Annotated in this window: 14 protein-coding genes; 8 read left to right on the top strand and 6 right to left on the bottom strand. The window is 61.7% G+C overall.

Features of this window, described 5'->3' with window-relative positions; translation table 11 throughout:
* Positions 1-54: 54 nt before the first annotated feature.
* Together madL and madM are read left to right on the top strand one after the other, a co-directional pair.
* Positions 55-447: a malonate transporter subunit MadL gene (gene madL / locus KJY40_RS28475; RefSeq protein ID WP_025109166.1), complete on the top strand. Its 393-nt coding sequence runs from the start codon at positions 55-57 to the stop codon at positions 445-447.
* A gap of 5 nt (positions 448-452) precedes the next feature.
* Positions 453-1,217 (top strand): malonate transporter subunit MadM, encoded by a 765-nt coding sequence (gene madM / locus KJY40_RS28470; protein ID WP_025109167.1) that lies wholly within the window; start codon positions 453-455, stop codon positions 1,215-1,217.
* Between the two features lie 49 nt (positions 1,218-1,266).
* Here madM and KJY40_RS28465 read toward each other — a convergent pair whose 3' ends face one another.
* Positions 1,267-2,187, bottom strand: a complete 921-nt coding sequence (locus KJY40_RS28465) for a LysR family transcriptional regulator (protein WP_064380129.1) — start codon at positions 2,185-2,187, stop codon at positions 1,267-1,269.
* Positions 2,188-2,328: 141 nt separating this feature from the next.
* Between KJY40_RS28465 and trhA the strand changes: the two genes are divergently transcribed.
* A complete protein-coding gene (gene trhA / locus KJY40_RS28460; RefSeq protein ID WP_230733994.1) occupies positions 2,329-2,946 on the top strand; it encodes a PAQR family membrane homeostasis protein TrhA in 618 nt (205 codons plus the stop codon).
* Positions 2,947-3,076: 130 nt separating this feature from the next.
* Here trhA and KJY40_RS28455 read toward each other — a convergent pair whose 3' ends face one another.
* Positions 3,077-3,988: a LysR family transcriptional regulator gene (locus KJY40_RS28455; RefSeq protein ID WP_230733993.1), complete on the bottom strand. Its 912-nt coding sequence runs from the start codon at positions 3,986-3,988 to the stop codon at positions 3,077-3,079.
* A 108-nt stretch (positions 3,989-4,096) separates the two neighbouring features.
* On the opposite strand from KJY40_RS28455, the gene KJY40_RS28450 reads away from it, so the two are divergent.
* Both KJY40_RS28450 and KJY40_RS28445 read left to right on the top strand, forming a co-directional pair.
* On the top strand, positions 4,097-5,338 hold the full coding sequence (locus tag KJY40_RS28450; protein ID WP_230733992.1) for a D-amino acid dehydrogenase: 1,242 nt from the start codon (positions 4,097-4,099) through the stop codon (positions 5,336-5,338).
* Positions 5,339-5,379: 41 nt separating this feature from the next.
* Positions 5,380-6,282 (top strand): transporter substrate-binding domain-containing protein, encoded by a 903-nt coding sequence (locus KJY40_RS28445; protein WP_230733990.1) that lies wholly within the window; start codon positions 5,380-5,382, stop codon positions 6,280-6,282.
* Positions 6,283-6,286: 4 nt separating this feature from the next.
* Here the strand turns inward: KJY40_RS28445 and KJY40_RS28440 are convergent, their stop codons facing one another.
* A complete protein-coding gene (locus KJY40_RS28440; protein ID WP_230733988.1) occupies positions 6,287-7,006 on the bottom strand; it encodes a 16S rRNA (uracil(1498)-N(3))-methyltransferase in 720 nt (239 codons plus the stop codon).
* A gap of 152 nt (positions 7,007-7,158) precedes the next feature.
* Positions 7,159-8,565: an adenosylmethionine--8-amino-7-oxononanoate transaminase gene (locus tag KJY40_RS28435; protein ID WP_230733986.1), complete on the bottom strand. Its 1,407-nt coding sequence runs from the start codon at positions 8,563-8,565 to the stop codon at positions 7,159-7,161.
* A gap of 223 nt (positions 8,566-8,788) precedes the next feature.
* Here KJY40_RS28435 and KJY40_RS28430 point away from each other — a divergent pair, with 223 nt between their 5' ends.
* From KJY40_RS28430 to KJY40_RS28420, 3 genes are all read left to right on the top strand, one after another.
* Positions 8,789-10,570 (top strand): flavin monoamine oxidase family protein, encoded by a 1,782-nt coding sequence (locus KJY40_RS28430; RefSeq protein WP_230733984.1) that lies wholly within the window; start codon positions 8,789-8,791, stop codon positions 10,568-10,570.
* 213 nt (positions 10,571-10,783) lie between these two features.
* Positions 10,784-11,335: a cytochrome b gene (locus tag KJY40_RS28425; RefSeq protein ID WP_007959675.1), complete on the top strand. Its 552-nt coding sequence runs from the start codon at positions 10,784-10,786 to the stop codon at positions 11,333-11,335.
* A 32-nt stretch (positions 11,336-11,367) separates the two neighbouring features.
* The gene (locus KJY40_RS28420; RefSeq protein ID WP_230733982.1) at positions 11,368-11,946 is read left to right on the top strand and encodes a YceI family protein; all 579 of its coding nucleotides are present in this window, start codon (positions 11,368-11,370) and stop codon (positions 11,944-11,946) included.
* A gap of 138 nt (positions 11,947-12,084) precedes the next feature.
* On the opposite strand, the gene KJY40_RS28415 is transcribed toward KJY40_RS28420, so the two are convergent.
* Complete coding sequence (locus KJY40_RS28415; protein ID WP_230733980.1) at positions 12,085-13,962, bottom strand: DEAD/DEAH box helicase; 1,878 nt, start codon at positions 13,960-13,962, stop codon at positions 12,085-12,087.
* A gap of 222 nt (positions 13,963-14,184) precedes the next feature.
* The gene (locus KJY40_RS28410; protein ID WP_230733978.1) at positions 14,185-14,997 is read right to left on the bottom strand and encodes a substrate-binding periplasmic protein; all 813 of its coding nucleotides are present in this window, start codon (positions 14,995-14,997) and stop codon (positions 14,185-14,187) included.
* Positions 14,998-15,057 lie beyond the last annotated feature (60 nt).

The raw sequence follows: 15,057 nt of genomic DNA, 5'->3' as shown, positions 1-15,057 counted from the left end.
CAGGCTTCGAACAACAAAAACAACATTCGACGATGCACTTTGAGGACTACAACAATGATTATTTACGGTGTGGCGTTTCTCGCCTTTTGTACGCTGGTGGGCATCTGGGTCGGTGAACTGCTCGGCAAGTTGATCGGCGTGCCGGCCAATGTCGGCGGTGTCGGTATTGCGATGCTGCTGTTGATCGGGTTGGGCAGTTACTTGAACAAAAGTGGCTGGCTCAAGGGCAAGACCGAACAGGGCGTCGAGTTCTGGAGTGCGATCTACATTCCGATCGTGGTTGCCATGGCCGCGCAGCAGAACGTTTACGGCGCGCTGAAGGGCGGGCCGATGGCGATCCTTGCGGGAACGCTCGCTGTGGTCATTGCCTTTGCCTTGGTGCCGGTGCTGGTGCGCCTGGGTAACAAGGAACCGGCGCCGATTACACCTGCCAAGACTGCGGGGTGAGCGCCATGTACGAATCAATGATGAAAGTCATCACCGGTTACGGGCTGATCAGCGGCTTCCTGATTGTCGGCCTGACCATGTGGGTGTCCTACTGGATGTCCAACACCTTCACCAAGGGCCGCCTGCACGGCTCGGCCATCGCCATTTTGCTCGGGTTGGTGCTTTCGTATGTCGGCGGGGCACTGACTGGCGGTCAGAAAGGTGTCGTGGACATTCCGCTGTTGTCAGGTATCGGTTTGCTCGGCGGCGCCATGCTGCGGGACTTCGCGATTGTTGCCACGGCGTTCGGCGTGAGTGTCGATGAGTTGAAGCGGGCCGGGTTTGTTGGTGTGCTGGCGTTGTTTGTCGGCGTGGGCACGTCGTTTGTTGCCGGGGTCGGTGTGGCGATGGCATTCGGTTATACCGATGCGGTGAGTCTGACGACCATTGGCGCAGGGGCGGTGACCTACATCGTCGGACCGGTAACCGGCGCGGCGATTGGCGCGAGCTCCGAGGTCATGGCGCTGTCTATCGCCGCAGGGTTGATCAAGGCGATTCTGGTGATGGTCATGACGCCGTTCGTGGCGCCGATGATCGGTCTGAACAACCCACGCAGTGCGGTGATTTTTGGCGGTTTGATGGGGACGTCCAGTGGTGTGGCCGGAGGGTTGGCGGCGACCGATCCGAAACTGGTGCCTTATGGTTGCCTGACGGCGGCGTTCTATACCGCACTTGGATGCTTGCTCGGGCCTTCGCTGTTGTTTCTGCTGATGCGCGGGTTGATGGGCTAGGACGATGGTTGCTTGTCGTTGATCGTTCCCACGCAGAGCGTGGGAACGATCATTGTGAGCCTTGGCGATTCGCATACATCCGACACTCCGCCAACAACGCCAGCAAATTCGGATCCCGCTCCTTGGCCTTCAAAAACACCACCCCAATGTGCTGCTGCAACCGGTACTTCTCCTGCAACGGAATCAGCTTCACCCGGTTCTCGTACACCGCCGCAATCCTCCCCGGCAGCAACGCATAACCGACCCCGGAACTGACCATGCTCAGCAGGGTGAAGATGTCGTTGACCTGCATCGCCACCTTCGGCTCGAACCCCGCTTGCCGGAACACCCGAATGCCGTCCTGATGGGTGGCGAAGCCTTGGGTGAGGGTGATGAAGGTTTCGTCGCGTACCTCTGCCAGATCCACTTCGCTGCGCTGGGCGAAGCGCGAATCCGCCGGGGTGGCGAGGAAGATGTCGTCGGAAAACAGCGGAATCTGCTCGCAGTCCGGGTCGTTGACGGTGTCGTCCAGCGACACGAGGATCGCGTCGACTTCCATGTTTTTCAGCTTGTAGAGCAGGTCGATGTTCGAGCCGAGGATCAGGTCGATGTTGAGTTCGCTGCGGCGGATCTTCAAACCCATGATCAGCTGCGGCACGGTCTTCACCGTCAGCGAATAGAGCGAGCCGAGCTTGAAGCGCTCGGCCGAGAACCCGGCGGCTTCGCGGGTCAGGCGCACGCTTTCGACCACGTCCTGAATCAGCTTCTGCGCCCGCTCTTCGAGCACATAGGCGCTTTCCAGTGGCGTCAGGTTGCGCCCTTCGTGTTTGAACAACGGGCAGCGCAGGGCACTTTCCAGCGAATGGATCGCGCGGTGCACGCTGACGTTGCTGGTCTGCAACTCGGCGGCGGCTCGGGCGAGGTTGCCGGTGCGCATGAAGGCGAGGAACACCTCGAGTTTCTTCAGGGTCAATTCTTCGTCGATCAGCATGGCGCGGACTCTTCTTGGTATCGGTCGATTGTGCCCAAATATCAGGACAGGCGCCTGCCTGCGTTGAACGGAAACATTGCGCTTTTACGCTCAAGGCCCGAGCCTTGCGCGCTGCGGTAATGAAATCGAGGTGTGCGACACATGTATCACGGAGAAAAACTGAACGCCTGGACGCATCTGGTCGGGGCGGTAGCGGCGTTTGTCGGGGGCGTCTGGATGCTGGTGATCGCCAGCCTTGACGGCAGCCCCTGGAAGATCGTCAGCGTGGCGATTTATGCCTTCACCTTGCTGGTGCTTTACAGCGCATCCACCGTGTACCACAGCGTGCGCGGGCGCAAGAAAGCGATCATGAAGAAGGTCGATCACTTTTCGATCTACCTGCTGATCGCCGGCAGTTACACGCCGTTTTGTCTGGTGACCCTGCGCGGGCCGTGGGGCTGGACGTTGTTCGGGATCGTCTGGGGGCTGGCGCTGATCGGCATCCTGCAGGAGATCAAGCCGCGTTCGGAAGCGCGGACCCTGTCGATCGTGATCTACGCGGTGATGGGCTGGATCGTGCTGGTGGCGGTCAAGCCGCTGATCGACGCGCTGGGGACGGCGGGGTTTGCCTGGCTGGCGTCGGGCGGCGTGTTGTACACCGTGGGGATCATCTTTTTTGCCCTTGATCACCGGTTGCGGCATGCCCACGGGATCTGGCATCTGTTTGTGATTGCCGGGAGCCTGCTGCACTTTGTGGCGATTCTGTTTTACGTCCTTTAACCAGGGTTATCCCCAATTCATTGTGGGAGCGGGCTTGCTCGCGAATGCGTCGGCTCAGACAACATCTTGTTGAATGACGCACCGCATTCGTCGGATCGCCGCCCGGAGCAAGCCCGCTCCCACATTAGATCTATGCAGGGTTCAGGTTGTTGAGTTGTTCGCCAGCGCGCTGACTGAACATCTCCAGCAAATCATGCAGCGTATGCGGCGGTGGTTCGGTGGCGCGGGTCACGGCGTATAAAGTGATCGGCAAGGGCGGCGCCAACGGGCGAATCACGGTGCTGGTCGGCGAGGCACCGAGGGCGGTGAACGGATCGATCACGGCCACCCCGGCGCCGGACTCCACCATCACACGCGCCAGTGAGTAAGTCTGCACGGCGATCCGCACGCGCGGCGGTGGCTCGACCGCTTCGAGATAACTATCGAGGCGCGCGGCCAGTGGATCGGCGCTGGACAGCCCGATCAGCGGCGCCCCGGCCAACGCCATCAGTGGCAACGGCTGACCGGCATCTTCCTCCGGCCAATAACCCTTCGGCGCCAATGCCACCAGCACCCCCGAGGCCAAAGCCTGGGCCTTCAGACCCGGATGGTCCGGCAACTGCAACGTCAGGGCCACGTCCACTTCGCGCATCAGCAGGTTCTGCATCAGCTCGCGGCTGTGGGCGCTCGACAGTTCGCAGGCGATGTCCGGGAACTGCCCCGTCCATTGCTGGATCGCCGGCGGCAGCAATGACAGGGCCAGCGCCGGAGTCGCACCGATTCGCAGACTGTGGCCGGGCTCGCGGCGCAGGCTCTGGGCCAGACGCCGCACGCCTTGCAGGCTTTCCGTGACCTTGTCGACTTCGCGCTCCAGTTCCAGCGCTTCCGGGGTCGCCAGCAACTTGCCGCGCACCCGCAGGAACAACGGAAAACCGAGCTGCTGCTCGGCGTGTTGCAGCACCTTGGTCACCGCCGGTTGCGAGACGTGCAGCAACTGCGCAGCGGCGCTGATCGATCCGGTCTGGCGGATGGCCTGGAAAATCTCGATATGACGAAGGCGCATGACGATCCCATAACCTTTGTTTATAGGCTTGGCATCTTTATTCATTGTTCGGCGCCTGTCACCTCACCCTAACCTCGGCCTCGTCTTCAAACAGCATTAAGGACGGACATGGCTCAGCGTGTGTGCATCATCGGCGGCGGCGTGATCGGGTTGGCAACGGCCTGGGCGCTGGTGCGCGACGGTTTGGAGGTGACGGTGGTCGAGGCGCGGCGGGCGCTGGGCAGCGAAACCAGTTTCGCCAACGGCGGCCAGTTGTCCTACCGCTACGTTGCGCCGCTGGCCGATGCCGGCGTGCCGTTGCAGGCGATCGGGTGGATGCTGCGCGGCGATTCACCGCTCAAGCTGCGCCCGCGCCTGGACCCGGCGCAGTGGCGCTGGATGGCCTCGTTTCTCGCCGCTTGCCGCACCTCGGTCAACCGCGAAAACGCCGCGCACCTGTTGCGTCTGGCGCTGTTCAGCCAGAGCACGCTGAAACGCTGGCGCGAGGACGACGGACTCGTCGGCTTCAACTGGCGGCGCAACGGCAAACTGGTGACCTTCCGCAATGCCACCAGCTTCGAGCATGCACGCAAAGGTTTGGCTGATCCGCAGCAACAGCAGGTGTTGTCAGCCGCCGAATGTGCGCAACTGGAACCGGCACTGTCCGATGCGCCGTTTGTAGGCGCGATCTACACGCCGGATGAAGAAGTCGGCGACTGTCACGGATTCTGCCAACAGTTGGCGGCGCGCTTGAGGGCGTCGGGCCGCTGCGAGTTTCGTCTTGGTCAGGCAGTCACCGGCATTCGCCACAGTCACGGCGCGGTCACGGCCATTGAGCTTGGCGACGAAATTCTGCCGGTCGAGCAACTGGTAATCGCCGCCGGCCATCGCAGCCCGTTGCTGGCGCTGCCCGGCCTGCGCCTGCCGCTGTATCCGCTGAAGGGTTATAGCCTGACCGTGCCGATTGGCAGCGAGCATCGTGCGCCGGACGTGAGCATCACCGACTACGACCGCAAGATCGTCTACGCACGCATCGGCGAACAACTGCGCGTGGCGGCGATGGTCGACATCGTCGGTTTCGACCCGGCGGTGGATCCCGAGCGGCTGGCGCTGATCAGACGTCAGGCCCGCGACACCTTTCCCGACGCTGGAAACTACGACGCCGCCGTTGAGTGGGCCGGCATGCGCCCGGCCACGCCCACCGGCGTTCCGCTGCTGGGCGCCACGGCGTATCGCAATCTTTGGCTCAACCTCGGCCACGGTGCGCTCGGTTTCACCCTGGCCTGCGGCAGCGGGCAGTTGCTCAGTGAATTGATCGGCAAGCAGCGCACATCCATTGATCTGCACGGGTTCAATCCCCGTGCGGCGTGACGGTTTCTGCTAAAACACCCCATCCACAACGGAGAATAACAATGCAAAAAATCACGTTGCTCGGCTGCACTCTGGCGCTGGTTTTCGGCGCTCAGGTTCAGGCCAATGAAGTGCCGCTGACCGGTACGCTCGGCAAGATCGCCAGCGCCAACAGCATCACCCTGGGTTATCGCGATGCGTCGGTGCCGTTCTCGTATGTGGGCGATCACACCGGCCAGCCAATGGGGTATTCGGTGGAACTGGCGGACAAGATCGTCGAGCGCATCAAGCAGCAACTGGCGTTGCCGGAGCTGAAAGTGAAGTACAACCTGGTGACGTCGCAGACGCGGATTCCGCTGGTGCAGAACGGCACGGTCGACCTTGAATGCGGCTCCACCGGGGTGACCGCCGAACGGCAGAAACAGGTCGCGTTCTCCTACGGTTTCATCTACGTCAAAGGGCAGTTGCTGACCGCCAAGGATAGCGGCATCCACAGCTTCGATGACCTGCGCGGCAAGAACGTGGTGACCACCGCCGGCACCACCAACGAGCGCTATCTGAAGAGCTACAACCTGGACCACAAACTGAACATGTTCGTGATCAGCGCCAAGGATCACGGCGAGGCGTTCCAGATGCTGCAATCAGGGCGCGCGGCGGCGTTTTACATGGACGATGCGCTGCTTTACGGCGAGCGGGCCAAGGCACGCGATCCGCACAACTGGGTCGTGGTGGGAGAGGAGCAATCGCGGGAAATCTACAGCTGCATGGTGCGCAAGGATGATCCGCAATTCCTCGCGCTGGTGAACGGCGCGTTGGCCGATCTGTACAGCTCGGGGGAGATCAACGGAATCTACCGCAAGTGGTTCGAACAGCCGATCCCACCGAAAGGCTTGAACCTTGAGTTCCCGATGACCAGCGAACTCAAGGCAATCATCGCCAGACCAACCAGTGATCCGGTGCAGTGACGGGTTAGAAATCACCCCACAGTTGCTGCGCCACCGCCAGCGCCACAACCGGCGCGGTCTCGGTGCGCAGCACGCGCGGGCCGAGGCGGGCGGCGTGGAAGCCGTTGGCCTTGGCTTGCTCGACTTCGGCGTCGGACAGACCGCCTTCAGGGCCGATCAGGAACGCCAGGGTCGATGGTTTGGCATGGCTGACCAACGGCTCAGCCACCGGGTGCAGCACCAGTTTCAGTTCGGCTTCCGTCTGCTTCAGCCAGTCGGCCAGCAACACCGGCGGATGAATCACCGGCACCCGCGAACGACCGCATTGCTCACAAGCACTGATCGCCACCTGACGCCAGTGCAGCAGGCGCTTGTCGGCGCGTTCGTCCTTGAGGCGGACTTCGCAGCGTTCGCTGAAGATCGGGGTGATTTCGTTCACGCCCAGCTCGGTGGCTTTCTGGATCGCCCAGTCCATCCGCTCGCCCCGGGACAGGCCCTGGCCGAGGTGGATCTGCAGCGGTGATTCGATTTGACCGGCGAACTGCTCGTCGATCTGCACCACCACGCGTTTCTTGCCGACTTCCACCAGGGAGCCGCGAAATTCGTGGCCGGAGCCGTCGAACATCTGCACCGCATCGCCCTCGGCCATGCGCAGCACGCGGCTGATGTAATGCGCCTGGGCTTCCGGCAGTTCGTGTTCGCCGGTGCTGAGCGGGGCGTCGATAAAGAAGCGGGACAGTCTCATTTCGGGTCTCTGGAAAGATGTGAATCAGTTAAAACGGTGTCGACTTCATTCGCGAGCAAGCCCGCTCCCACAGGGAAATGCATTCCAAATGTGGGAGCGGGCTTGCTCGCGAAAGCGGCAGTCCAGGCACCACAGATCTTGAATAATTTGAATCAGCCCGGATCACGGAACCCGGGATGGAAATCCTTCGGCACCGCCACGCTGACGCTGTCACGTGTGGCAATGTCGATGCCTTCGCTGGCGACTTCGGCGAGGAAGTCGATCTGCTCCGGGGTGATGACGTACGGCGGCAGGAAATACACCACGCTGCCCAGCGGACGCAGCAACGCGCCACGCTCCAGCGCATGCTGGAACACCTTCAGGCCGCGACGTTCCTGCCACGGATAAGCCTCTTTCGTGGCTTTGTCCTTGACCATCTCGATCGCCAGCACCATGCCGGTCTGACGGACTTCCGAAACATTCGGATGATCCACCAGATGCGCCGTGGCCGATGCCATGCGCTGGGCCAGCGCCCGGTTGTCTTCGATCACATTGTCCTGTTCGAAAATATCCAGGGTCGCCAGCGCCGCCGCACACGCCAGCGGGTTGCCGGTGTAGCTGTGCGAATGCAGGAAGGCGCGCAGGGTCGGGTAGTCGTCATAGAACGCGCTGTACACCTCGTCGGTGGTCAGGCACGCCGCCAACGGCAGATAACCGCCGGTCAGGGCTTTGGACAGGCACAGGAAGTCCGGGCGGATGCCGGCCTGTTCGCAGGCGAACATCGTTCCGGTGCGGCCGAAGCCGACGGCGATTTCGTCGTGGATCAGGTGCACGCCGTAACGGTCGCAGGCCTCGCGCAGCAGCTTGAGATAGACCGGGTGGTACATGCGCATGCCGCCGGCTCCCTGGATCAGCGGCTCGACGATCACGGCAGCGACGCTGTCATGGTTCTCGGCCAGGGTCTGTTCCATGACCGCGAACATGTTGCGCGAATGCTCTTCCCAGCTCATGCCCTGTGGGCGCAGGTAGCAATCCGGGCTCGGCACCTTGATGGTGTCCATCAGCAGGGCTTTGTAGGTTTCGGTGAACAACGGCACGTCACCGACCGCCATCGCCGCCATGGTTTCGCCGTGGTAGCTGTTGGTCAGGGTGACAAAGCGCTTCTTGTTCGGCTGGCCGCGGTTGAGCCAGTAGTGAAAGCTCATTTTCAGCGCGACTTCGATGCAGGACGAACCGTTATCGGCGTAGAACACCCGGTTCAGGCCCTCGGGCGTCATCTTCACCAGCCGCTCGGACAGCTCGATCACTGGCTGATGGCTGAAACCGGCCAGAATCACGTGTTCCAGCTGATCGACCTGATCCTTGATGCGCTGGTTGATGCGCGGGTTGGCGTGGCCGAACACGTTGACCCACCAGGAGCTGACCGCATCCAGATAACGCTTGCCTTCGAAGTCTTCCAGCCAGACGCCTTCACCGCGCTTGATCGGGATCAGCGGCAGCTGTTCGTGGTCTTTCATCTGGGTGCAGGGATGCCACAGCACCGCGAGATCGCGTTGCATCCACTGGTTGTTCAGGCCCATGTTCAGTCTCCTCGAGGCGGCTCGCGTCAGGCGCGGGCAAACAATCGCGCAAGCCTATGCAATGCGTCGCGTCGGAACAACCCATTGTGTCGATTGAGCTACTTTGTATGGGCCGATAGACGTCGCTGGCGGCGTTTTGATGGCTGACGTATTCTTCGCGGTTCTTTGGGTCATCTGACCCGCAAAACTGCATTTTCCTATGTGTTTTTCCGGAGTTCGCTGAATGTCTGTCGGTTGGCTGCGCGCCTGTGCGCTGGTGGTGTTGGGGCTGTTTAGCGTTACGGCGCTGGCCAAGGATAAAACCGCAATCGTGATCGGCGGCGGCCTGTCGGGCCTGACGGCGGCTTACGAACTGCAGAACAAGGGCTGGCAGGTCACGCTGCTCGAAGCCAAACCGAGCCTGGGCGGTCGCTCGGGCATGGCCACCAGCGAGTGGATCGGCAACGACAAGACTCAACCGGTGCTGAACAAGTACGTATCGACCTTCAAGCTGAACACCACGCCAGCGCCTGAATTCGTACGGACCCCGGGTTACCTGATCGACGGCGAATATTTCTCCGCCGCCGACCTGACCACCAAACAGCCTGCCACGGCCGAAGCACTGAAGCGCTACGAGAAAACCCGTGACGATCTGGCGCGTTCGATCGAAGATCCGCAGAACCCGGCGGCGACCAACACCCTGCATGCACTGGACCAGATCAACGTCTCGAGCTGGCTCGACAAGCAGAACCTGCCGGCCACCGCGCGTCAGCTGATCAACCAGGATATCCGCACCCACTACGACGAGCCTTCGCGTCTGTCGCTGCTGTATTTCGCGCAGCAGAGCCGGGTGTATCGCGGCGTGTCCGACCGTGACCTGCGCGCTTCGCGTCTGGTCGGTGGCAGCCCGGTGCTGGCCCAGGCGTTCGTCAAACAGTTGAAAACCATCAAAACCAACTCGCCAGTATCTGCCATCACCCAGGACAAGGACGGCGTGACCGTCAAGGTCGGCAGCGTGGGCTATTCGGCAGATTACGTAGTGCTGGCGGTGCCGTTGCGCGCCCTCAACAAGATCCAGCTGACCCCGGCGCTGGACGCCCAGCACCTGGCCGCGATCAAAGGCACCAACTACGGCTGGCGCGACCAGATCATGCTGAAGTTCAAGACGCCTGTGTGGGAAAGCAAGGCGCGGATGTCCGGCGAGATCTACAGCAACACCGGTCTTGGCATGTTGTGGATCGAGCCGGCCCTGAAAGGTGGCGCGAACGTGGTGATCAACCTGTCCGGTGACAACGCCCGCGTCATGCAGGCCTTCGGCGACAAGCAGATGGTCGATCAGGTGCTGATTCGTCTGCACGCGTTTTATCCACAGGCCCGTGGCTCGTTCACCGGCTATGAAATCCGTCGTTACAGCACCGACCCATCGACCGGCGGTTCTTACCTCGCCTTCGGCCCTGGCCAGATCAGCAAATACTGGCGTCTGTGGGAGCGTCCGCTGCAACGCGTAGCGTTTGCCGGCGAACACACCGACACCTTGTACCCGGGCACCCTGGAAGGCGCACTGCGCACCGGTCAGCGTGCGGCGAGTCAGGTTGAAGACCTGGCGGCGGGCAAATCCTTCGAACCGGCCAAAGTCGGCCCGGCAGCAGCCACCGCCGCAGCGGCAGGTGCAGCGGGTGCAGCCGTGGCGGCGAAGAAAGGCAACTTCTTCACCAACCTGTTCGGCGGTTCGGACGACGACAAGAAACCAGAGCCTGTGAAAGCCCCAGAGCCGACACCTGCTCCAGCCGCTCCAGCGCCTGCACCGACCCCGGCTCCTGCGCCAGCCCCGGTGGAAGCACCGAAGCCAGCAACCCCGGTGAAAGCCGAGCCGGCGAAGAAAGCGGCAGCCAAGCCTGCAGCGAAGAAACCGGCGGCCAAGACCGAAGCGAAAAAGCCTGCAGCGAAACCTGCGGCGAAAAAAGCTGAACCGGCGAAGAAGCCAGCGGCCAAACCGGCGGCAACCACCGAGACCAAAGCGCAGTAAAAAGCTTTGCGGTGAAAAAAGCGCGGCTTTCAAGCCGCGCTTTTTTTGCCCGTGATTCACAACATCCCGCCACACTTTTGTCTTTAATCTTTCCTTAACTCCCCTGTTCAAGACTCTTGATCGTATTTCTCGATATTTCAAAGCGAAATTTTCCGCTTTAATTCGATAGATAACTCGCTAGTCTTGGTTCGCAGTTCTCACAGGATTTGGGCAATGCAGCTACGTAACTCTTCTTCGCGCTACGGTTGGGTCAGCATCTTCATGCACTGGGGCGTGGCGCTGGTGGTCTTCGGGCTGTTCGCGCTGGGTCTGTGGATGGTGGGGCTGGATTACTACAGCACCTGGCGCAAAGACGCGCCGGATCTGCACAAGAGCATCGGTCTGGTGCTGCTGGGTGTGATGGTGTTGCGGGTGTTGTGGCGCTTTGTCAGCCCACCACCGCCAACGCTGCAAAGCTACAGCCGCATGACCCGCATCGGCGCCAAATTCGGCCATGGGTTCCTCTACCTTGCGCTGTTCGCCGTGATGATTGCCGGTTACCTGATTTCCACCGCAGACGGTGTCGGGATCCCGGTGTTTGGCCTGTTTGAAGTTCCTGCACTGGTTTCCGGACTACCGGATCAGGCAGATACCGCCGGTGTGATTCATCTCTGGCTGGCATGGGCGCTGGTAATTTTTTCCGGCCTTCATGCGTTGGCAGCATTGAAGCACCACTTTATCGATCGTGATGCGACCCTGACACGAATGCTGGGACGCAAAGCCTGATGTTCAACCTCGACTCCAAAGGAAAACAAAGCATGTTGAAAAAGACTCTGGCCGCTCTGGCAATCGGCTCTGCCGTCCTGTCCGCCAACGTGATGGCCGCTGACTACGTGGTTGACAAAGAAGGTCAGCACGCCTTCGTCGACTTCAAGATCAGCCACCTGGGCTACAGCTTCATCACCGGTACCTTCAAGGACATCGATGGCAAGTTCAGCTTCGACGCTGCCAAGCCTGAAGACAGCAAGATCGAGTTCAACGTGAACACCGCCAGCGTGTTCACCAACCACGCCGAGCGCGACAAGCACATCGCCAGCCCTGACTTCCTGAATGCCGGCAAGTTCGCCAAGGCGACCTTCGTCTCCACCAGCGTCAAGTCCACCGGTGCCAACACCGCTGACGTGACCGGCGACCTGACCATCCTGGGCGTCACCAAGCCAGTGGTCGTGAAGGCTACCTTCCTGGGCGAAGGCAAGGATCCATGGGGCGGCTACCGTGCCGGCTTCGAAGGCACCACCACCATCAAGCGTTCCGATTTCGGCAAGCAGAAAGACCTGGGTCCGAAGTCCGACGCGGTCGAGCTGTACGTTTCGTTTGAAGGTGTGAAAGCGAAGTAATTTTCGCCGGCCACACAAAAACGCCCCCGGTCTTGCGACCGGGGGCGTTTTTTATGGCCTGCCGTAACTCTCGTTTCAGTAGCGCACAAAAAAATGCCCCGGTTTCAGGCCGGGGCATTTTTCATTGCAGTGGAAAACTCAGCGATTGCGGGTCAGCAAGGCCGGTTTTTCACCGCGTGGGCGGCTTGGCAGTTGATCCAGCTGCTCAGGCGTCGGGAAGCGGTCGGCTTTCGATTCCTTGTGCATGATCTTCGGCCCGCTGCTGCGCGGGTTCTGCACGGCCGGTTCAGCGCGTTGCTGATCGTCACGGGCCGGGCGGCGGTTGCGCGAGTTCTCATCGCGGCGACCCTGACCGTCACGCGGGGCACCGTTGCGCGGGCCGCTGCGTTTGCCTGGCGGCGTACCGGTGCTCGAACCGTTGCTGTTGCGCGGGCCGTTCTGGCGACCTTGTGGCTGACCGCCGCGTGGTGCGCCCGAACCTGCGCCTTGCGCCGGAGCGCCTGGACGACGGTTGCGACCACCGGCCGGAGCCTGCTTCGGCACGTAGTCGACGCGGTTACCGAAGTTATCGATATCGTCGTCGAGGAATTCGTCCGGAGCACGGTCAGCAGCGGCGCGTGGCGGCTGGCTTGGCTGGCGCTGTTCGCGAGCCGGGGTGCCTTCACGCGGCTTTTGTTGACGGGCTGGACGCTCGCCACGTTCACCGCGTTCGCCGGCCGGTTTTTCCTTGCCCTTGTCTTTGCCTTTGTCTTTACGACCGCCGCCACCGCCGCTGCCATTCGGGCCGTCGCCGCGTGGGCCACGGGCGTTGCGCGGGTTGCGCATGTCCGGACGTTCGCGGGCTTCCGGCTTCTCGGCCTCGATGGTGCTGGCATCGAAGCCCATCAGGTCGCCGTCGGCGATTTTCTGCTTGGTCATGCGTTCGATGCTTTTCAGCAGTTTTTCTTCGTCCGGGGCGACCAGCGAGATCGCCTCGCCCGAACGACCGGCACGGCCGGTACGGCCGATACGGTGCACGTAGTCTTCATCGACGTTCGGCAGTTCGAAGTTGACCACGTGTGGCAACTGGTCGATGTCCAGACCGCGGGCCGCGATGTCGGTCGCCACCAGGATGCGCACCTGGTTGGCCTTGAAGTCGGCCAGGGCTTTGGTGCGGGCGTTCTGGCTCTTGTTGCCGTGGATCGCCACAGCCGGCAGGCCGTGTTTGTCCAGGTACTCGGCCAGACGGTTGGCGCCGTGCTTGGTACGGGTGAACACCAGCACCTGTTCCCACGCGCCGGCGGTGATCAGGTGGGCCAGCAGCGCACGCTTGTGGCTGGCCGGCAGGCGGAATACGCGTTGCTCGATACGCTCGACCGTGGTGTTCGGCGGCGTCACTTCGATGCGTTCCGGGTTGTGCAGCAGCTTGCCGGCAAGATCGGTGATGTCTTTGGAGAAAGTCGCCGAGAACAGCAGGTTCTGACGCTTGGCCGGCAGACGCGCGAGGACTTTCTTCACGTCGTGGACAAAACCCATGTCGAGCATGCGGTCGGCTTCGTCGAGCACGAGGATTTCGACGTGGGACAGATCGACGCTGCCCTGGCCGCACAGGTCGAGCAGACGACCCGGGCACGCAACGAGGACGTCCACGCCACGGGACATGGCCTGAACCTGCGGGTTCATGCCGACGCCGCCGAAGATGCAGGCGCTGACGAATTTCAGGTCGCGGGCGTAGATCTTGAAGCTGTCGTGAACCTGGGCCGCGAGTTCGCGGGTCGGGGTCAGGACCAGCACGCGCGGCTGGCGCGGGCCGTGACGCTGGGATTTGTCCGGGTGGCCGTTGGGGAACAGCCGCTCCAGGATCGGAAGGGCGAAACCGCCGGTTTTACCGGTACCTGTCTGTGCCGCAACCATCAGGTCGCGACCTTGCAACACGGCGGGAATGGCCCGCTGTTGCACCGGAGTAGGCTCGGTATAGCCCGCATCTTCGATAGCGCGGACCAAAGCCTCGGAGAGACCGAGGGAAGCAAAGGACATGAGTAATCCTGTTTTAGTTAGGGCTTGGCCCAATGGGAGTCTTGCCTGGCGCGAATGGCGTTTAAGAGGACGCAATCCCGTCCGGTCCTGCTGCGGTTCCGAAGGCACGTCCGGAGCGCTCGCGCGGGCTGAAAAGCTGCGCTGTAGCGGGTCGGGAGGCCTGTTACGGTTCCGGGCGTCCGGGCGTGAGCCTGGCGGGAACGCCGGAGTATAACAGAGCAATCACTGCGCGCCGCTTTCCTGCTGCTCAACGGTTTTGCCGCTGGCGGTGGCGCTGCCCAGGGGCGCCGTCAGGGTGGGGGCCGCGCCATAGCGGGCGCTGAGCTCGGCATAGGCCGGTTCGCGCTTGAAACGCTTGAGTTCGGCGCCGAAGCGCTGCACCAGCAAATCCATCCCGGCATTGCGCCGCACGGCCAGAAACTGGCTCTGGCGGCTGATGACGGTTGGATTTTCGGTAATTTTGTCGCGAATGCCCAACTCATCGAGCAAATGCTGGCCCACCCGGCGATCGGTGATCAGCAGATCGATGCGCCCGCGCACCAGTTTGCCGAAGTTGGCTTCGTGGGTCGGGGCCGGCTCGCGGGTAAACAGCGTCGATTCACGAAAGTCGGGGCTATATAGATAGCCCGGAGAGGTGCCGACGGTCAGACCTTTGAGGTCTTCAAGGCTGTGAAAAGGGTGCGGTCGGTCGTTGGCGTAGAACATCACGAATTCGACGTCCGACAGCGGCTCGCTCGGGTAGAGCAGGGTGGCGTCGCGTTCGTCGCTGTGGAAGATGTCCAGCGCGCCGTCGGCCTGGCCGGTTTCGAGCATCGACAGGCAGCGTTTCCACGGCAGGAACTGCCATTCGACTTCGATGCCCAGGCGCTTGAACACGATGGCGGTGGTTTCGTAGTCCAGGCCGAGGTTCTTGCCACCCTGTTCATAGACGTACGGCGCCCACGGTTCGGTGACGATACGCAACTTCTCGCCCCGAGCCGCAAAGCTCAGGCAAGCAAAAACCAGCACGGCGAATAACTGCGTGATCAAAGGCATGGCTTGAGATTACGACGAGAAACGGCAAAGAGCCAGAAACTGGCCGCAGAAGCTCTGTTT

This window comes from Pseudomonas fitomaticsae, from assembly GCF_021018765.1.
In the GTDB taxonomy this organism is placed as follows: domain Bacteria; phylum Pseudomonadota; class Gammaproteobacteria; order Pseudomonadales; family Pseudomonadaceae; genus Aquipseudomonas; species Aquipseudomonas fitomaticsae.
Note: the sequence above shows the minus strand (reverse complement) of the source record. Positions and strands in the feature narration are given on the sequence as shown.